The sequence below is a fragment of the Actinacidiphila yanglinensis genome (assembly GCF_900107965.1).
Lineage (GTDB): Bacteria > Actinomycetota > Actinomycetes > Streptomycetales > Streptomycetaceae > Actinacidiphila > Actinacidiphila yanglinensis.
In genome coordinates this window covers 457,921-477,377 of sequence record NZ_FNVU01000004.1, presented here as the reverse complement: position 1 = coordinate 477,377, position 19,457 = coordinate 457,921, and the positions used below count along the sequence as shown (strand labels likewise).

General features: G+C 73.1%; 14 protein-coding genes. 7 read left to right on the top strand and 7 right to left on the bottom strand.

Going from position 1 to position 19,457, the window contains the following annotated elements:
- Positions 1-10: 10 nt before the first annotated feature.
- Positions 11-433 carry an aspartate 1-decarboxylase gene (panD, locus tag C4U44_RS11915; protein WP_103885669.1) on the bottom strand — a complete coding sequence of 141 codons (423 nt, stop codon included), beginning with the start codon at positions 431-433 and terminating at the stop codon, positions 11-13.
- 118 nt (positions 434-551) lie between these two features.
- Entirely contained in the window at positions 552-2,762 is a 2,211-nt protein-coding gene (locus C4U44_RS11910; protein WP_103885668.1) for an FUSC family protein, read from the bottom strand.
- Positions 2,763-2,938: 176 nt separating this feature from the next.
- On the opposite strand from C4U44_RS11910, the gene C4U44_RS11905 reads away from it, so the two are divergent.
- The 4 genes from C4U44_RS11905 to C4U44_RS11890 all read left to right on the top strand — a co-directional run bounded on the left by C4U44_RS11905 (position 2,939) and on the right by C4U44_RS11890 (position 7,759).
- On the top strand, positions 2,939-3,454 hold the full coding sequence (locus C4U44_RS11905; RefSeq protein WP_103885667.1) for a MarR family winged helix-turn-helix transcriptional regulator: 516 nt from the start codon (positions 2,939-2,941) through the stop codon (positions 3,452-3,454).
- 191 nt (positions 3,455-3,645) lie between these two features.
- Positions 3,646-3,858: a heavy-metal-associated domain-containing protein gene (locus tag C4U44_RS11900; RefSeq protein ID WP_103885666.1), complete on the top strand. Its 213-nt coding sequence runs from the start codon at positions 3,646-3,648 to the stop codon at positions 3,856-3,858.
- Between the two features lie 167 nt (positions 3,859-4,025).
- Entirely contained in the window at positions 4,026-6,347 is a 2,322-nt protein-coding gene (locus tag C4U44_RS11895) for a heavy metal translocating P-type ATPase (RefSeq protein WP_103885665.1), read from the top strand.
- 227 nt (positions 6,348-6,574) lie between these two features.
- On the top strand, positions 6,575-7,759 hold the full coding sequence (locus C4U44_RS11890) for a winged helix DNA-binding domain-containing protein (protein ID WP_103885664.1): 1,185 nt from the start codon (positions 6,575-6,577) through the stop codon (positions 7,757-7,759).
- Between the two features lie 156 nt (positions 7,760-7,915).
- Here the strand turns inward: C4U44_RS11890 and C4U44_RS11885 are convergent, their stop codons facing one another.
- Positions 7,916-9,796, bottom strand: a complete 1,881-nt coding sequence (locus C4U44_RS11885; protein ID WP_235031996.1) for a D-alanyl-D-alanine carboxypeptidase family protein — start codon at positions 9,794-9,796, stop codon at positions 7,916-7,918.
- 950 nt (positions 9,797-10,746) lie between these two features.
- Here C4U44_RS11885 and C4U44_RS11880 point away from each other — a divergent pair.
- The 3 genes from C4U44_RS11880 to C4U44_RS11870 all read left to right on the top strand — a co-directional run bounded on the left by C4U44_RS11880 (position 10,747) and on the right by C4U44_RS11870 (position 13,158).
- Positions 10,747-11,448 carry a GOLPH3/VPS74 family protein gene (locus C4U44_RS11880; protein ID WP_103885662.1) on the top strand — a complete coding sequence of 234 codons (702 nt, stop codon included), beginning with the start codon at positions 10,747-10,749 and terminating at the stop codon, positions 11,446-11,448.
- 457 nt (positions 11,449-11,905) lie between these two features.
- Positions 11,906-12,781, top strand: coding sequence for a helix-turn-helix domain-containing protein (locus tag C4U44_RS11875; protein WP_103885661.1), 876 nt, complete (start codon positions 11,906-11,908; stop codon positions 12,779-12,781).
- 167 nt (positions 12,782-12,948) lie between these two features.
- Complete coding sequence (locus tag C4U44_RS11870) at positions 12,949-13,158, top strand: DUF397 domain-containing protein (RefSeq protein WP_103885660.1); 210 nt, start codon at positions 12,949-12,951, stop codon at positions 13,156-13,158.
- 251 nt (positions 13,159-13,409) lie between these two features.
- On the opposite strand, the gene C4U44_RS11865 is transcribed toward C4U44_RS11870, so the two are convergent.
- From C4U44_RS11865 to C4U44_RS11850, 4 genes are all read right to left on the bottom strand, one after another.
- The gene (locus C4U44_RS11865) at positions 13,410-14,984 is read right to left on the bottom strand and encodes a sodium:solute symporter family protein (RefSeq protein ID WP_103885659.1); all 1,575 of its coding nucleotides are present in this window, start codon (positions 14,982-14,984) and stop codon (positions 13,410-13,412) included.
- Positions 14,985-15,353: 369 nt separating this feature from the next.
- Entirely contained in the window at positions 15,354-16,553 is a 1,200-nt protein-coding gene (locus tag C4U44_RS11860) for an aminotransferase-like domain-containing protein (protein ID WP_103885658.1), read from the bottom strand.
- Positions 16,554-16,748: 195 nt separating this feature from the next.
- Positions 16,749-17,852, bottom strand: a complete 1,104-nt coding sequence (locus C4U44_RS11855; RefSeq protein WP_200823219.1) for an ADP-ribosylglycohydrolase family protein — start codon at positions 17,850-17,852, stop codon at positions 16,749-16,751.
- Between the two features lie 269 nt (positions 17,853-18,121).
- A complete protein-coding gene (locus tag C4U44_RS11850) occupies positions 18,122-19,372 on the bottom strand; it encodes a phosphodiester glycosidase family protein (RefSeq protein WP_103885657.1) in 1,251 nt (416 codons plus the stop codon).
- Between the last annotated feature and the right edge of the window lie 85 nt (positions 19,373-19,457).

Here is a 19,457-nt window from a genome sequence, read left to right as displayed (position 1 = left end):
GCCCCCGGCGTCAGCCGTGGACGACCGCGTGCGGGGGACGCAGGGCGTCGGTACCGGGAGCGGGCTCGGCAGTGTCGTCGCCGAGCGCGGTGATCCGGTTGGCGGTGTCGACGTGGACCACGGCCGGCCGCAGCGTACGGGCCTCGGCGTCCTCGACCTGCGCGTAGCTGATCAGGATGACCAGGTCCCCGGGGTGCACGAGATGGGCGGCGGCACCGTTGATGCCGATGACGCCTGAGCCGCGTTCGCCCTCGATCACGTAGGTCTCCAGGCGCGCGCCGTTCGTGATGTCGACGATGTGCACGAGTTCGCCCGGCAGCAGGTCCGCGGCGTCCATCAGGTCGGCGTCGACGGTCACGGAGCCCACGTAGTGCAGATCCGCCTGGGTCACGGTGGCCCGGTGGATCTTGGACTTGAACATGGTGCGCAGCACGGCGTCGCCTCCTGGCGGATGAGTGGTCGCGTTCCCGGGTGGGATACGCGCCGTCGCCTCCAGGGTAGAGCCGCCGGCAACAGGCGCGGCCAGGGGTCGGAGCGGAGTGCGGAAGATCTCAACCGGCTGCGGCGGGGGCCGGCTCGGACGGCGGCGGGGACGCCGGCGGCGCCGGGTCGGCGGCGGGCGCGGGCAGCAGGTCGTAGAGCTCGCCGAGTGCGGCGTCGAGCCGGACCACCGCGGCGGGCCCGGTGCGTGCCGGCCGCGGGGGCGTGGCGTCGGGCCGGCGGCCGAGGCGGCGGCGTACCTGCCCCAGGTTGAGCGCGGCCAGGCCGAGTTGGGGCCGGGCGGCGGCGAGTGTGTGCGCGTCGCACAGGGCGAGCGAGCGGGCGGCGTGCGCGCAGGTGGCCAGCGCGTCGACCCAGTCGGCGTCGTGCGGCCGTGCGGGGACGGCCCGGCGCGCGGCCCGGGCCGAGTGGCCGAGGGCACGCCGGGTCAGCGTGCGGTGGGCGCGCGCGGGCGCGGCCACCACCGCGAGTTCGCGGACGGCGCGGTCGAACCGGCGGGCCAGGTGGCGGACCGCCGCAGGGCGCGGTTCGGGTTCGCGCGCGGCGGCCAGCAGGTCCTGGAGCACCCGCAGCGCGTTGCCGGCCCGGCCGCGCAGGACCAGGGTGGTCGGCAGCGGCAACACGAAGTACGCCGCCGCGATCCCGCAGGCCGAGCCGAGCAGGATCCCCTCGGGCCGCTGCACGATGAGAGCGCCGCCCTGCTCGCCGTTGAGGCTGTTGAGCACCGCGAGCAGGCTGGTGACGCAGAACGCCCAGACCGCGTAGGTGGTCTCGCGCAGCCACAGGCCGACCAGCAGGTAGCAGAAGATGACGGCGATGGCGGCGACGTGGTCGCCCGCCACCTCATGGGCGACCAGCGTGCCGGTGACCGCGCCGGTGAAGGCGCCCGCCACCCGCAGCCCGCTGCGGTGCACGACGTCACCGCGTCCCCGTGCGGCGCTGCACACCACGAACGCGGTGATCACCGTCCACGTCCAGTGCCGCGGAAAGATCAGGTGGCCGGCCGTGAACGCCGCCGCCATCGCGACGACGAGTTGCGCGCTCAGCCGCGCCTGGGGCTGCGGGTTGCGCCAGCCCCCCGGTCGCGCCGCTGGGGCGGGTACGTCGGGCGCCGCCTCCTGCACGGAACGCACCCGGCGCACGGCCTCGGATGCGGAACGTACGGCGCCGAGGGCGATGTCGACGGCGTCGGGCACGGAGGAGGGCGCGGCGCCGGACGCGCTGTGGGCCTCCTCGTCCCGGGCGACTGTGCCCTCGCCGGCCGGGCCGGGCGTCACCTCTCCGGCCGGGCCGGGCATCGCGCCGCCGGGTGCCGCGGGCTCGTCATCGCCGGCCCGGGAGCGTACGGCCGGGGTCCGTACGAACCGTTCCGCGGCAACCCGCTCGGAATCGGCCCCGTCGGAATCGGCCCGCTCGGATGCGGCTTGCCCGCGTGGGAACGGCTCCTGCGCGGGGACGACCTGCGCGGCCTCGCCCGATGCGGCCGGCTTCGTACCGTGCCGAGGCGCCGCGGAGCGTTCGTACCGTGCGGCCACCTCCGCGGTGAGGACGGCCGCCGCAAGGGTGTCGAGCGGGGCGCGGTCGGTCCCGTCGGGCAACCGGGCGGCGTCCAGGCGGTCCTCGACGGTCAGCGCGGTGCGGTGCAGGGCGGCAGCGGCCTTCGCGTGCGCGGCGGTTCCCGGGGCGAGGGCGCGCAGGCGGGCGGCGGCCCGGACGAAATCGCCGGCCGCTGCCGCCGCCTCGCGGGTGGGGCGGGACGGCAGCGCGATCTGGGAGGCGAGCACGCAGGCCACCGCGATGACCCCGCACACCGCGCCCCACAGCGGCCCGGTGGCCTTGGCGGCCGACGGCGGCACCGGGGTGACCAGAACGGCGATCAGCGGGGTGAGCGCGAGCCGGCCGAAGCGCCGCACCTTGCCGCCGAAGCGCATCAGGTAGCGGGACCCGCCGACCGCCCCCACGAAAACCGCCGCGCCGCACCACGCGCTCTGCACCATCAGCCGCCCGACGAACGCGGCGAGGAGGCCGACCAGGGGGACGTGGACGAGCGCCGACAGCCGGTGCGGCAGGCTGGTCGCGTGCAGGCTGCGCGACACCATCACCGCGACCACCGTCGCGATCACCACCATGCCGCCCGGCAGGCCGGCGGCCCGGCCGATCGCGCCCGACACCAGCAGCGCCGCGACGGCGGCGGCCAGGGTGCGTACGGCGATCCGCAGCCGCACCCGTCCCGGGTCGAGCAGGCGCAGCCGGATCAGCATCCTTCGTCCTCTGCCATGAGCCTCTCCTCGGGCGGGGTCGGCGTGGTCACGTCGGTCGGATTACTAAGCCTTGCGTATGACTCTCGCCATCTGCAACTCGATTCTTCCCTCCCTTCACGCCCTATCGACCCGATTCCGGGTAGATTGATCATACGCGTAGCTTAGGAAATGACCTGATGTCGTTCCCTCCCCCGCCCTTCGATGACAGCGCGGTGGTCCGCCGCTCGGTGAACCGCCTGGCCCGCCGGATGCGCGCCGAGCGGCTGCCGGACTCCCTGCCCAGCGCCCGGCTCGCCGTCCTCGCGCAGCTCTACCGCGGCGGCTCCAGCACTCCCGGCGCCGTGGCCGCGGCACTCCACGTCCAGCCGCAGTCGCTGACCCGGACGCTGGCAGCGCTGCGCGAGGACGGTCTCGTGACGCGGTCGCGGGACGAGGTCGACGGGAGGCAGTACGTCCTCGAGCTGACGCGGAGCGGCTTCGAGGCGATGGCCCGCGACGTCGGGTACCGGGACGCGTGGCTGCGCCGCCGGATGGCCGCCGAGCTCAACGAGACGGAGGTGGCGGTGCTGCGGCTGGCCGCCACGCTGCTCGACCGGCTCGCCGCCGACGACACCGCCGACACCGCCGACACCGACACCCAGGTCCATGGCGGCTCCGACCCGAACACCGACGCGGACGCCGACGCCGACTGACGTTGCCGCCGGCCACGAGCGGACACGACGGCCCCGACCGATCACGTACCCACCGATGGGAATACCCCTAGGGGGTATATGGTTGCTGTGAGAGGGGGACGGGGAAGGCGCCCGTCCACCGCAGGCGGCACGACAGCCGCGAGAGCCGTACGCGTCACCACGCACGCGTACCCGTGGAGGAGGAGCACAGCATGAGCGAGGCCGTCTACTCGGTGTCGGGGATGAGCTGCGGGCACTGCGAGTCCGCGGTGAGCAAGGAGATCACGGCGATCCCCGGTGTGACCTCCGTGACGGCCGTGGCGAGCAGCGGCCTGCTGACCGTCGCGTCGGAACAGCCGCTGGACGACGACACGGTGCGCGCGGCCGTGGACGAGGCGGGCTACGACCTCGTCGGCCGGGTCTGACCGACCGGGACGACACGGCGGCGCGGGCACCGGGAAACGGTGACGGCGCACGAAGAGGCGCCCTGCGAACAAGCGCAGCACGGGCGGACTCCGCACGCGCGTAGCGCGCCGCTGCCCGGCACCCGACGCGCGAGGCGAACGTCGAACGGATCGACCAGGGAGTGAACATGGCGACCACCACGGCACACGCACACAGCGGGCCCGAGGGCCGGCGGGTCGAGCTGGCCATCGGCGGCATGACCTGCGCGTCCTGCGCCGCCCGGATCGAGAAGAAGCTCAACCGGATGGACGGGGTCACCGCGACCGTCAACTACGCGACGGAGAAGGCCCGGGTCGACTATGCGGGCGGCGTGGCGGTCGGCGACCTGATCGCGACGGTCGAGGCCACCGGGTACACCGCGGCGGTGCCCGCTCCCCCGGCCGCGAAGACGCCACTCCGTGGCTCGGACGGCGCCGAGGGTGACCTGGACGGCGCCGCGCCCCAGGGTCCGGGCCCCTCCGAGGACCCCGAACTCACCACCCTGCGCCAGCGCCTGACCACCGCGATCCTGCTCGGCCTGCCGGTGGTCCTGCTGTCGATGGTCCCCGCCTGGCAGTTCACGAACTGGCAGTGGCTCGCGCTGACCCTCGCCTCCCCCGTGGTGGTCTACGCGGGCTGGCCGTTCCACCGCGCCGCGCTGGCCAACGCCCGGCACGGCGCCGCCACCATGGACACCCTGGTCTCCGTCGGCACTCTCGCCGCCTACGGGTGGTCGCTGTGGGCGCTGTTCTTCGGGGACGCGGGAATGCCGGGCATGACCCATCCCTTCGAGTTCACCGTCTCCCGCGGCGACGGGGCGAGCGAGATCTATCTCGAAGCCGCCGCGGGCGTCACGGCGTTCCTCCTCGCCGGGCGGTACTTCGAGGCCCGCGCCAAGCGGCGGGCGGGCGCCGCGCTGCGCGCACTGCTCGAACTCGGCGCGAAGGACGTGGCGGTGCTCCGCGACGGCACCGAGGTACGGGTGCCCGTCGGTGAGTTGGCCGTGGGCGAGCGCTTCGTCGTGCGCCCGGGCGAGAAGATCGCGACCGACGGAGTGGTCCGCGAGGGCGGCTCCGCGGTCGACGCGTCGCTGCTGACCGGCGAGTCCGTCCCGGTCGAGGTCGGGCCCGGCTCCCTCGTCACCGGCGCGACCGTCAACGCGGGCGGCCGGATCGTCGTCGAGGCGGCCAAGGTCGGCGCCGACACCCAACTGGCCAGGATGGCCCGCCTGGTGGAGGACGCGCAGAGCGGCAAGGCGGCCGTCCAGCGGCTCGCCGACCGTATCTCCGGGGTGTTCGTGCCCGCGGTGATCGCGCTGGCGCTCGGCACCCTGGTGGTCTGGCTCGCCCTCGGCGAGGGCGCGACGGCGGCGTTCACCGCGGCGGTCGCCGTGCTGATCATCGCCTGCCCGTGCGCGCTGGGCCTGGCCACCCCCACCGCGCTGCTGGTCGGCACCGGGCGCGGCGCCCAACTCGGCATCCTCATCAAGGGACCCGAGGTGCTGGAGTCGACCCGTGCCGTGGACACGGTGGTGCTCGACAAGACCGGTACGGTCACCAGCGGTTCGATGACGCTCGTCGCCGTGCACGTCGCCGACGGCGAGGACGAGGACACCGCGCTGCGGCTGGCCGGCGCCCTGGAGCACGCTTCCGAGCACCCGATCGCCCGCGCGATCGCGGCCGGCGCGGCCGAGCGCACCGGCACACTGCCGGTGCCGGAGGGCTTCGCCAACGTGCCGGGGCTGGGCGTGCAGGGCGTCGTCGACGGGCACGCGGTGCTCGTCGGCCGCGAGCGCCTGCTGAACGAGTGGTCGCACGAACTGCCGCCCGCGCTGTCCGCGGCGAAGGCCGCGGCCGAGCAGGACGGCGCCACCGCCGTCGCGGTCGGCTGGGACGGGAAGGCCCGGGCCGTGCTGGTCGTCGCCGACGCGGTCAAGCCGACCAGCGCCGAGGCGGTTCGGCGGCTGCGCGCGCTCGGCCTGCGGCCGGTGCTCCTCACCGGGGACAACACGCAGGTGGCCCGCGCGGTCGCCGCGCAGGTGGGGATCGCGGCGGAGGACGTCCACGCGGAGGTGCTGCCCGAGGACAAGGTGTCCGTCGTACGGCAACTCCAGGAACGGGGACGGGTGGTGGCGATGGTCGGTGACGGCGTCAACGACGCGGCGGCCCTCGCGCAGGCGGACCTGGGCCTGGCGATGGGGACCGGCACCGACGCGGCGATCGAGGCGGGCGACCTCACCCTGGTACGGGGCGACCTGCGCGTCGCGGCCGATGCGATCCGGCTGTCCCGGCGCACCCTCGGCACCATCAAGGTGAACCTCTTCTGGGCCTTCGCCTACAACCTCGCCGCCATCCCGCTGGCCGCGGCCGGACTGCTCGATCCGATGATCGCGGGTGCGGCGATGGCCCTCTCCTCCGTGTTCGTCGTCGCCAACAGCCTCCGGCTGCGCCGCTTCTCCGCGCTGGACTGACCCACCCGGCTGCCCCGTTCGGCCCGGGCGGGCCGGGCAGCAGGTGACGGCGGCGACCGGCCACCAGAGGGGCGCGTGGGGGCACCTCCCAGCCGCCAGGCTGGGGGAGAACGGCACGGGCAACCCCCACCGGCGGGGGGCCGAACCGTAATGGCGGGTCCCCGCTCCGCCCCACGCGACGCCACGCCACCCCACGCACTGTCAGTGCCACGTGTGACCATTCCCGCATGAGCGGAGCGCAGCGACTTTTCGGCGACGATCAGCGGCGGGCCCGGCTGGCGGTACGCCACCGGCTGGCGGCCGGGCGGGCGGCGGCCACCTGCGAGGAGGTCGTCGACGCGCTGGCCGTCCTGCACGCGACGGACCCGGCGACGGTCTTCCTCACGGTGGGGGCGCGGCTGGCCGACCCCGCGGCGGTGACCGCACGGATGGAGGCCGCGCTGTACGGGCCGGCCTCGACGCTCACCCGGATGCTGGCGATGCGGCGGACGATGTTCGTGGTGCCCCGTGAGGCGGCGCCGGACGTGTTCGCGGCTGCCGGGCAGCAGATCGCGGCGCGCGAGCGGAAGAAGCTGCTGCAGTACCTCGCGGAGGGCGGCGGCTGGGACGAGAAGTGGCTCGCCGCGGCCGAGGCGGAGGTCGAGGCGGCGCTCGCCGAGCTCGGTGACAGCAGTGGGGCCGAACTGTCCCGCCACGTCGCGCGGTTGCGCGAGAAGGTGACGGTCGCCCGCGGCAAGCCGTACGAGACGACGCAGAACGTGGCGAGCCGCATCATCCGCACGATGGCCGCGGAGGGCCGGATCGAGCGGCGCAGGCCGGCCGGTTCATGGATGAGCGGCCAGTTCCGCTGGGCGCGGGCCGAGCCGCTGCCGGCCCGTCCGGTCCCGCAGGCACGCGCCGCGGTCGTCCGCGCCTGGCTGGCCGCGTACGGGCCGGGGACGGCGGCGGATCTGAAGTGGTGGACCGGCTGGGGCCTGGGCGAAGTCGGGAAGGCGCTCGACGCGGTCGGAGCCGAGACCGTACGACTCGAGGAGAGCGGCGAGGGGTTCGTGCTTCCCGGGGACAGCGACGGCGCGACGGCGGAGGACGCGCCCGCGGCCGTGCTGCTGCCGGGGCTCGACCCGACGCCGATGGGCTGGCAGCGGCGGGAGTGGTTCCTGCCCGAGGAGCACCGCGCCGCGCTCTTCGACGGGACCGGGAACGTGGGGCCGACCGTGTGGTGGGGCGGCGAGGTGATCGGCGGCTGGGGCCAGCGCGCCGACTGCACCGTGGTGTGGCGGCGGTTGGCCGACCGCGGCGCGGATGCCGACCGTGCGGTGGACGCGGCGGCCGCCGAACTGACCGCGCGGCTGGCGGGCGTACAGGTCACTCCGCGTTTCCGCACGCCGCTGGAGCGGGAGTTGGCCTCCTGAAAGGGCCCGACGCACGAAGCCCGCGGTGTCTACCGGGTAGCTACCCGGTAGACACCGCGGGCGGTCCCGAACGGACCGCGCGGGGCGGCCCGTTCGGGTGCGGCGCAATGGCCGCGGCCGGTTCGGGACCGGCTCCGATTCAGAAACGGGTCCGGTTCAGAACCGGGTCAGTTTCGCCCCGAAGCCCGGTGCGCTGAGGTCGCTCTGCAGGACCACCGGCACCTCCGTACGGGCCGCGCCGGTTCCGAAGCTGAGCGTGCCCACCTTGGTGCCGGCCGGCGCGTTGTGCGGCAGGCCGCCGTCGTCCGGGGTGAGGGTGAGGTCCTTCTTCATGCCGGGCCAGCCGATCGCGGCGAGGTCCTTGCCCACCACCACCGGGGTGGTGCCACCGAGTCCGTCGTCGACCTTGCCGACGACCGTGCCCTTCTTCACTATCGTCGCCGAGTCCAGGCCGGCCTGCACGGAGTCGATGAGCGTCTGGCTGCGCTGCAGCGCGGTCTGGAGGCTGTCGTTGACAGTGCTCCCGCCGTGCTGCTGGAGCACCACACCGAGGATCAACTGCTGCTTGCCGTCGACCGTCTTGTGCGCCGCCCACATCAGCGCGCCGCCGGCCGGCGTGCTGGAGCCGGTCTTGATGCCGACCACGCCGAACTTCACCAGGTCGTTGTTGTTGTTGTAGATCCGCCCGACACCGGGGATGTCGATGTTCGGCATCGCCACGACCGAGCGGAACACGTCGTTCTTCATCACCTGGCGGGCCAGGTCGAGTTGGTCCACCGCGGTACTGACGGTGGTCTCCTCGATGCCGCTGGCGCCGGTATAGGTGGTGTGCGTCATGCCCAGCTGCTTGGCGGCCTTGGTCATCTTCGCGACGAAGGCGTCCTGCGTGCCGGAGTCCCAACGGGCCAGCAGGCGAGCGATGTTGTTGCCCGACGGGATCAGCAGCAGTTGCAGCATCTGCCGCTCGTCGAAGCGCTGCCCCGCCTTGACCGGCGCGGTCGACTGGTCCTCGGAGCTCGCCTCCTGCGCGGCCTGCGCGTCCACGGTGATCATCGGCCCGCCCTGCTTGCCGGTGAGCGGGTGGTCGTGCAGGACGACATAGGCCGTCATGACCTTGGTCAGGCTCGCGATCGGCACCGGCGACTGGGTGCCGTGCACTCCCAGCGAGCCCAGCCCCTCGACCTCGGCGACCGACTGGCCCTCGGTCGGCCACGGCATCGTCTGCGGCAACGGGGTGCCGGCGAAGGTATACGACGGGACCGTGGTCAGCGCCAGCTTCGGCGACGGCAGCGGCCTGACCGCCTGGACCACCACGAAGACGATCGCCAGCAGCACGACCAGCGGGGTCCAGATCTTGAACCGGCGCACCACGGTGCGCAGCGTGGTCTCCGCCGGGGGCGGGGTGTTGGTCAGCTCGGCGAGCAGCTTCAGCGGCTGCTTGTCGGGAACCGGCGGCACCGGCATGCCGCGGGTGCCCTCCGGGCCGACGACGTCATCCTGCGACGTCCCCCCGGACCGGCTGCCCGGGGCGTCCTGCTTGCCGGGCTTGCCCGGGACGCCCGCGGGCGGCTGCGCGGGAGGCAGCGGCACCGAGCGGGGGCGTGCACCGGGAGCCTGGGCCGGCGGAGCGGAGTCCGCACGGGTGGGGCGGCCGGGCGTGCCGAAGGCCAGGGGGCCGCTGGAGGAGCCCTGGCGGCTCTTCTGCGACCCTTCCGGCCATTCCGCGGGGATGTCCGAGACCAGCGGCTTCACCAACGGCCCGGGGCGCTCCACAGGCGCGGCCGGGGGCGCGGAGGGCGGCGGAGGCGGAGTGGCCGCGCGGGAGCGCGCAACGTCCACGTCGGACGGCGGGAGTTCACCCGCGCGGGTGTCGCCCGAACGGGTGCCGTCGGGACCGTCCGCGGAGGCTTCGACGGCCCCTGCTCCAGCTCCGGTTCCGGCGTCCTCGTCCTCGTTCTCGTCCTCGGCTTCCTCGATGTCCGACGCTGCGTCGGCCTCGGCCTCGCCCGCATCTGCTCCGCTCGGGGAGACCGCCACGTCCGCATCGCCCTCGTCCGCGCCGGCTCCCTCCGCGCCGGCCTCGGCGCCCGACGCCCCGTCACCATCGGTCGTTCCAGCGGCGCCGGCCGCCTCCTCACCATCGGAAGCGGCCCCGGAATCGGCCTCGGGAACGGCCTCGGAATCAGCGCCGGAATCGGCATCCGCGTCCGCTTCGCCCTCACCGTCCGCTTCGCCGGTGTCCTCCGCGGGCTCGGCCGGTTCCGCACCGGCCGGGCGAGCCGGATTCCCACCTGCCACACCAGACCCAGCAGCCTCCGCGGCCCCAGCATCCTGATTACGATTCGGTTCCGTTTTCCCGCCCTCGTCCTGCGCCGAACGGGGCGCGGGAGGCGCCGCCGGGGGCGCGGGATCGGCCACGGCGTCCACTGCCGCTCCCTCGTCGGACGTAGCCACCGCACCCGCCCGCGTAGGCGCCTGCGACTCCGCGGAGGAGTCGGGCTCGGGGTGGGAACGGGGCGCTGAGCTGGGATCTTCGACGTCGTCCTGCGCATGCGCGCGCGGCTCGCCGTCGTCCTCTCCCCCGGGGCGCCCGCCGGCCCCGCCCTCGGCCACACGCTCCTCCGGTGCCTCGACAGGCGTTCGGAACACCGCCAGCCTCGGATCCGTGGCCGGATGGATACCCGGCTCCCCCGACGTCTCGTGCTGCTGCTCCCTGCCGGGGGCGTCGCCCGCCACGCAGACCTCCTCCACACATCGTGATGACACATGCACACACTGTGTAAAAACGCTCGGAAACCGCGCCTCTACCGGTCCGGGACCGCACACGCAAGTGTCCCGCGACAGGCGCGCAGCCCGTCTGCGACACCCCATCCACCCCGTAGACGAGAACGACATACCACCCGGTTCCCGCCGATATGGAGAAGGCGCTCTCGACAGGCCGGTGTGAGAGGCGTCACCCTGTCATTCATCCACGCGGGGAGGCATGGATGGGCAAGAGCCGCAGAACAATTCCGGAAGAGCTGTTGCTGCTCGCCTTGGACCCGACCACCGGGACCACGGCACAGCCGCAATCGCTCGACCTCGGCCTCGCCGGGGCGCAGCTCGTCGAGCTGGCCCTGGCCGGACGGATAGCCCCTGACGGGGATCGTATAGCCGTGGTGCACCCACGGCCGACAGGAGATCCGACTCTGGACTCCGCGCTCGAACTGCTGCGCCGCCGTGGCAGTCCGGTGCGTGCCGTCCACTGGATCGGCGGGCCCCGACTGGGGCTGCGCCAGACGTATCTCGCGCACCTGGAGCGGTGCGGCATGGTGCACGCCGTGCCGGGTCAGATGTGCGGGGTACTGCCGACCACGCGGTACCAGGCGACCGACAGCGCGGTCAGCCGGGAGATCAGGTCCCGGCTGGACAGCGCGATCCGCACCGGCGTACCGCCGGACCCGCGGACCGCCGCGCTCGCCGCGCTCGCCCACGCCGTGGGTCTCGGCAAGCACCTGTACCCGGGGAACGAGGGCCGGTCCTCGCGATCGCGCCTTCGCGACCTGATCAGGTACGACCCGATGGGCGGCCTCGTCGCACACGCCGTGATGGATGTGCAGAACGGGGTGGCGGCGCAGCCCAAGCGTCCACCGGCCCAGGCGCAACGCACGGCGGGGCACAGCGGGATGGCGCGGGCGGGAGCCCGGTGACCTGACCGGCGGCAGGCCGACAGCATATGTCGTTCACGCGACACAGAGTACACATCACGTAGCTACCCGTACACAGGGCGGTGGCGGTGCCCCCGGGAAACCCGGAGGGCCTCCGAGTTCATCGGGGGGCCTCCGGATCTTCGGGCCGGAAGGCACACCGCATCCCCAACACCACCCACAGCCGGCCGCGTTCGGGATGTCCCACTGGCGCGCGGGGTGGCGGTGCACCGGACGTCGTCCGGGCATCCGTCACCCCGCGCGCCGGCGTCTTTCCACTCTTCCGTGGCCGCTCTCGGTTCTGTTCTCCGGTTCCGTGCCGGCCCTTCGGCGGCCGCCGCCCTCCCGCACCTCGCAACTCTTCCGTTGCAAGGTTGTCCACCGATTCGGCAGCGCGGTGATGACCGGTAGTGGCAGGCTGCTGACCATCAGTATGGTTCAGCGTGGAGGTGCAGTCCCTGTGGTCGCGAACGTGAACCCCACCGTCAGGCGCCGCCGGCTGGGGTCGGAGCTGCGCAAGCTCCGCGAGCAGAAGGGGATGACGGCCGAAGAGGTCGCGGCCCGGCTGCTCGTCTCCCAGTCGAAGATCAGCCGTCTGGAGAACGGCCGGCGCAGCATCAGCCAGCGCGACGTCCGCGACCTGTGCGGGGTGTACGGCGTCGAGGACGTGCGCATCGTCGAGTCGCTGATGCAGATGGCCAAGGAGTCCCGGCAGCAGGGCTGGTGGCACGCCTTCGGTGACATCCCGTACAGCGTCTACATCGGTCTGGAGACCGAGGCGGCGAGCCTGCGGGTGTTCGAACCCCAGGTGGTGCCGGGCCTGTTGCAGACCCCGGCCTACGCCGCCGCGATGATCGCCGGGAACCTGCCGGAGGCCACCGCGGAGCAGGTCGACAAGCGGGTGAACGTGCGGATGCGCCGCCAGGAGCGGATCACCGACCCGGACTCGCCGCTGCGGATGTGGGCGGTGGTCGACGAGGCCGCGCTGTGCCGCCGGGTCGGCGACGACCAGGTCATGCACGAACAGCTGGTCCGGCTGGTGGAGATGAGCCATCTCCCGCATGTCACCGTGCAGGTGCTGCCGTTCGAGGTGGGCGCGCACCCGGGCCTGAGCGGGCAGTTCGCGGTGCTGGAGTTCGCCGACACCACCGACGCGACGGTGGTGTACCTGGAGGGCGTGAACAGCGACCTGTACCTGGAGAAGGACACCGACGTACAGGCGTACAGCGTGATGTACGAGCACCTGCGGGCCCAGGCGCTGAGCGCCGAGCAGACCCGCGCCTTCATCACCGACGCCGCCGCCCGTTACGCGGAACAGCAGGGCTCCGGCGAGTGACGGTGGGCAGGATACGCCTTTGCCGGCTCAATGCGGAAGCCTTGCAAGGAATATGCCATCCGGTCGGGTGAAGTGGACCTCCACGCCCTGAGGGTGCCGAGTAGCGTCGATCACGTCAGTCAGTGGCGTGCACCGCGCCGCCTTCACCAGCACAGACCGGAGCAGAGATGGCTATCAAGCTCGGCAGCACCCCCGTGTGGATGAAGTCCTCGCGTTCGACCGGCAACGGCGCCTGCGTCGAGGTCAAGTCCCCCGCGGTGGAGGCCGTGGTGGTCCGCGACTCCAAGGACCCGCAGGGTCCGGTCCTCACCTTTTCCCCCGACGCGTGGGCTTCCTTCGTCACCGACGTGGACGCCGGGGCGTTCGAACTGCGCTGACAGGCGGCTGCGCGAACGGTACTCACAACCGGCGCTCCCCGCACCAGCACTTCAGCGAGCACCGCCATCAGTCACCACGATGACCGGCACGACAACGAGTACGCCAAGCGGCACGGCAGGCGGGGCCCAGGCACCGCGCCGGCACGACAAAGGCATCACTGCCGGCCGCACGATCCGCACCACCCGCACCGCAGAAGAGCCCTCTCGACTGGCCGCCGTCCTGGCCGAGAGGGCTCGCTGCGCGCCGGGGCTCAGTCCGTCGCGGGCTTCAGCAGCGGGTCGGCGACCCCATCCGGCCCGTCCGGTCCGTTGACAGCCGCGAGATCGGCTCCCGCGTCGGAGTCGACCTTCGCGATCAGCGCGTCCCGTTCGGGGGTGTCCTCCGGCTTGATCCAGCCGATCACGATGAACAGCACCAGCGAGACCGCGACCGGGGCCGCGATCTGGTACTCCAGGTTCACCCCGCCCGAGACGGCGTCGTTCACCGGGTAGTTGAGCAGGTAGAAGGCGAGCAGGCCGAGCGCCCAGCTGGTCAGGGCCGCGGTGGGGCCCGACTTGCGGAAGCGCTTCATCAGCCCGAGCATGAACGGGATCGCGATCGGCCCGACCAGCCCGGCCACCCACTTGATCACCACGGTGATGATGTTCTTGAACGTCGGCGAACTGACCTGGGTGGCCACCGCCATGGACAGCCCGAGGAAGACCAGCGTGGTGCTGCGGGCCGCGATCAGGCCGATCCGGGTGGTCCAGCCGCGCGCGGTCCGGGAGACGGCGGGCGCGATGTCGCGGGTGACCACGGCGGCGATCGCGTTGGCGTCCGAGGAGCACATCGCCATCGTGTGCGAGAAGAACCCGACCACCACCAGCCCCAGCAGTCCGTGCGGCAGCAGCCGTTCGGTCAGCAGCGCGTACGAGTCGGAGGCGTCGGGCTTGTTCGCGTGCACCAGCAGCGGCGCGACCCACATCGGGAAGAACAGCACCAGCGGCCAGACGAACCACAGCGCCGAGGACAGCGCGGCCGAGCGCGAGGCCTCACGAGCGGTCGGCGTGGCCATGTAGCGCTGCGCCTGGTTCCACATCCCGCCGTTGTACTCGAAGGTCTTGATGAACAGGTACGCCAGCAGGAAGACGGTCGTGTACGGGCCGGCGGTGGGGTGGCCGTGGTGGCGCAGCGCGGGCTCGTCCCACACGTTCCAGATCCCGCTGATGCCGCCGATGTGCCGGAGCGTGGCGACCAGCATCGCGATACCCGCGATCAACTGGATGACGAACTGGCCGAGTTCGGTGAGCGCGTCGGCCCACAGGCCCCCGACCGTGCAGTAGAGCGCGGTGATCGCGCCGGTGATCGCGATGCCCTGGGTGATGGTGATGCCGGTGAAGACCGACAACAGGGTCGCGATCGCCGCCCACTTGGCACCGACGTCCACGATCTTCAGCAGCACCCCCGACCAGGCCAGCGCCTGCTGGGTGGTGAGGTTGTAGCGGTCCTTGAGGTATTCGAGCGGCGAGGCGACATGGAGTTGCGAGCGCATCCGGTTCAGCCGCGGCGCGAAGAGCTTGGCGCCGATGCCGACGCCGATCGCGATCGGGAACGCCCAGGTGGCGTAGGACGTGACGCCGTACTGGTAGGAGATGCCCGCGTAGCCGGTGAACATCACCGCGCTGTACCCGGCCATGTGGTGCGAGATGCCGGACAGCCACCAGGGCATCCGGCCGCCGGCCGTGAAGTAGTCGCCGACGTCGTCGACGCGCTTGTGGGACCACAGGCCGATCGCGACCATCACGCCGAAGTACGCGATGAGAACGGTCCAGTCGAGACTGTTCATGTCCCCTCCCGGGGGTCCGCCTTGTGAACGTGGAGGCGCTTCGCCGTGCCGCTCGCTCTGGCGGTCGCCCCCGTACGGGAGTTGGGGACTTCGGGGATTGAACCCTTGTTCCGGGGGCCGGGTCAAGGGTTCCTCGTTCATGGACTTGAACTCAAGTCAGGACTCAGAACGATTTTACTTCTTCTTTGCTTGCCTTGGCATTGTGATGACCTGCGCGCCGAACCCACGATGAGCGGGCACTTCGCCGGACGTCCGCACCCCCGCGCCCTGCCGCGCGGCATGACGGAACGGCCGCCCGGGACGCGGGAGTTCCGGGCGGCCGTGCAGGAAGGAGGGCAACCGGCGGGACAGGACCGGCGGTCAGGACGCTCAGAACGCCTGTCGGAACACCTTGGCGAGCCGGGACAGCCCCTCGCCGATCTCCCCCGGGGTGTGCGTGGTGAACGACATGCGCAGCGTCGCCGGATCGGGATCGGCCGCGAAGAACGGCGCCCCCGGCACGTAGGCGACGTCATGGGCGACCGCATCGGCCAGCAGCGCGGTGGCGTCGAGACGGTCGGGCAGCCGCACCCAGACGAACATGCCGCCTTCGGGCCGGTTCCAACCCGACCCGGCCGGCAGCGCGTCCGGCAGTCCGGCCAGCAGCGCGTCCCGCCGGGACCGGTAGGCGGTACGGACCCGGTCCAGGTGCGCGTCCAGGTCGTTGTCGGCGAGGTAGCGGGCCGCCGCCGCCTGGTCCACGGTCGAAGTGTGCAGGTCCGCCGCCTGCTTGGCGATCACGCAGGCCCGGCGCAGTGCCGCCGGCGCGCGCAGCCACCCCAGTCGCAGCCCGGGCGCCATCACCTTGGAGAAGCTGCCGAGCAGCACGGTGCGATCGGCCGCCTCGTCGTAGGAGGCGACCGGCGGCCGGTGCTCGCCCTCGAAGCGCAGTTCACCGTACGGGTCGTCCTCGACGATCCACAGGCCGTGCCGCCCGGCGATGCTGGCGACCGCGGCGCGACGGGCGGAGGGGAGCGTACGGCCGGTCGGGTTCTGGAAGTTGGGGATCAGGTAGAGCAGCTTGGGCCGTTCCACGCGCACCAACTCCTCCAGCGCGTCCGGCAGTACCCCGTCGGCGTCGGTGGGCACCGGCACCACGCGCGCGCCCGCGAAGCCGAAGCACTGGAGCGCGGCGAGGTAGGTCGGGTTCTCCACCAGGACGGTGTCACCGGGTTCGAGCAGGGCGGTGGCGATCAGGGTCAGCGCCTGCTGCGAACCGCCGGTCACCAGCAGGTCGTCCGGCTCGGTGGGCAGGCCGCGCCCGGCCAGTCGGGTGGCGATCGCGGCGCGCAGCGCGGGGTCGCCCTCGGTGGTGGAGTACTGGAGCACCTGCCCGGGACGCTCGGCCAGCACCCGGTCGTACGCGTCGCGCAGTCCCACCGCGTCGAACAGCTCCGGCGCGGGCAGCCCGCCGGCGAAGGAGATCACCTCGGGCCGCGCGGTCAACGCCAGGATCTCGCGTACCGGCGAGGCACCCACCGAGCGGACGCGTCCGGCGAGTTCGGGGAGTGCACCGCGGGTGGTCGTCATGGCGTGCAGCCTACGAAGAATCGTTGCGGTGTCCAGCTACTTTTCACGATCCGGGCAACGGCCTCGGGCGGGGCGGGAGTCCGAGGGGCGGACGTGGCCTAGAGGGGCGGAGGTGGCCCGGAGGGGCGGATGGGACCCGGGCCGCGGATGAGAGCGGGAGCGGCGTATCCGGGCGGGAGGAAGGGCGCGTGGCCCTCACGCCGCCGGGTAGCGGTCCAGCCAGGCCGGGCTCGCGCCGGAGGGGCCGTGCAGGGCGGGCGCCTGGGTCATCTCCATCGCGAAGTCGTCGGCGAGCTGCAGGACGGTGGCCCGGCCCTCCAACTCGGCGATCCAGGCGGGCGGCAGCGCGGTCTCGCCGTGCTGGACGCCGAGCAGGTTGCCGCAGATCGAGCCGGTCGAGTCGCTGTCGCCGGAGTGGTTGACCGCCAGCAGCAGCCCGTGCCGGACGTCCTCGGCGACCAGCGCGCAGTACACGCCGATCGCCAGCGCCTCCTCGGCGGTCCAGCCCTCGCCCAGCGCCTCGACCCGTTGCGGGGAAGGCAGGCCCTGCCGCACAGCGCCCAGGGCGCCCTGCAGGGCGTCGGTGGTCTCCTGGTGGCCGGGGCGGGCGCCCAGCAGCGCGAGGGCGTGCTGTACGGAGCCGTCCAGCGCCTCGCCGCGGGCCAGGCCGTGCACGATCACCGCGAAGGCGCCGGACGCCAGTTGCCCGGTGGGGTGGCCGTGGGTCTGCGCGGCGCACTCGACGGCGAGCTGGAAGACGAGTTGCGGCTCCCAGCCGACCAGCAGACCGAAGGGCGCCGAGCGCATCACACCGCCGCAGCCCTTCGACCCGGGGTTCTTCGGCTCCTCCAGGGTGCCCATCCGGTCGTCGGACAGGCCGCTGAGGCATGCGCCGCCCGGCGCGCGGCGCGCGTAGAGCCACTCCTCGCGGGCGAGCCAGCCGCTGTCCTTGCGGCGCTCGTCCGGGCCCCACTCGTTCTGGGTGGCGGCCCAGCGCAGGTAGGCGCGGTGGATGTCGGTCGGCGGGTGCCAGGCGCCGGTGTCCCGCCGGACCTGGGCCCGGATCAGGCCCTCGACCGTGAACAACGTCATCTGGGTGTCGTCGGTGATGGCACCGCGTCTGCCGTACGCGGGCACGTAGTCGGTCACGCCGTCGGGGCCGTGGGTGCCGAGGATCGCCTCCAGCGACTCGAACTCCACGCCCGCGCCGAGCGCGTCTCCGATGGCGCCGCCCAGCAGGCAGCCGCGCACCCTGCTGCGGAAGTCCTGCTGCTGCGCGCGTCCCCAGACAGCGGTCAATGCGGTCCCCTTCGAACATCCCCCGATCCGAACCCGTACTGCGCCTGCACGATATCCGACGGAACCAGGAGCGGAAGGGGTGCTGCTGGTAGGTGCGGGGTTGTCCGCGAAGCACCGACTTTTCCGGCGTTTTCCGGGGTTTCTCCCGGTACGCGGCAGGCCCGGCGCGGGTGGCGATCGCGGCTGGTCAGGGGGCGTACGCCAGGCGCTGGCACGACCGCCGGAGTGCGCCCCGGCGTACGCGAGGCGCACTCCCCTGTCCGGGCCCGTCAGCGGCCGGTGCTGAACACCCCGACCGCGTTGGCGACCGGGCGCTCCGCGACGCCTGAGGGGTTGTTGCGCACGGTGGCAGCCGGGGCGTCCGGGGTGCGGGTGACCATCGTGGTGGAGCCGCCGCCGTCGAGGTTGACGGCGTCGTCGGCGCCCGCCCGGCGCATCACATCGGCCACCTCGGCGACGGTCAGACCCGGATCGGCCGCGGCCGTGCCGTCCAGCGCGAGCAGGTACAGGGTGCGCCCGTGGTCGCCGAAGCCCGCGGCGGTGCGCACCGCGGCCGTCTTCGCGTCGAGCCCGGCCAGCGCGGCGCCGTCACGCAGCACCGGGAAGCCGCCCACCGCGAAGGTGTAGGGCACGTGGGACCCGCTCGGGGCGAGGCGCTCGCCGACGTCCGCGCGGTCGCCGACCTTCAGCGTGCGCAGGGTGTCCGCGCCCGCGTCCCGTCCGACCAGGACGGTGCTGCCCGGCTCGATCGCGCCTTCGCCAGGGGTGTCGGCCACGGCGGTGACCCGGCCGCCGCGGACGGTCACCTCGTAGGTGTCGGTGCTGCACGCGGCGCCCCGGGCGGTGTCGGAGCCGCAGACGGCGCGCTCGCGCGAGATGGTGCCCCAGCCGCTGGTGTAGGCGCCGATACCGCCCTCGGGCAGGGCGTACTGGTTGAAGCCGCCGAGCGGGTAACTGCCCTGCCGGGTACGGACGCTCCCCACCAGGGCGAGCCGGTCCAGGCGGGCCCGGCGGTCGACGCCGACGCCGAGGACGTCCTGCGTGGTCTCGCCGGGCGGCATCGCCGGGCCGAACCGCTGGGAGTTCGGCACCGCGGCCTTCAGCGCACGGCCCGAGGAGATCTCCGGACCGTCGGAGGAGCCCGTCGGTGTGACACCGGCGTGCTCCTCCGAGATGTTGAAGAAGTCGCCGTTGACGGCGCCCACCGCCTGGGCGGCGTCCGCGAGTTGGGAGACGGGCGCGCGTGCTGCCACCGCTCCCGGCGTCAGCAGGTTCACCCGCACTCGGGGGTCGGACAGGTCAGCGGTCAGCATGTACCCGGTCACGGGACCCTTCGCGCCGTCCACCGTGAACTGACCGTACGTCACTCCCTTTGCCACCTGCTCGACCTGCGTGTACGGCAGGCCGCCGCCGTCGTCCGCGCCGGCCGCCGACGCCCCCGCCAGGCTGCCGGCCAGTGCCCCCAACGCGGCGAACGCCGCACCGCCGACCCGCACCCGAACCTTCGCACGACCGCTCACGTCTGCTCCTCCGGCTCGCAACTCACCTCTGTCCGGGAGGACTTCACCAGCCCGGCGCGAGCCATCAGGTGAACACCAGGCGACC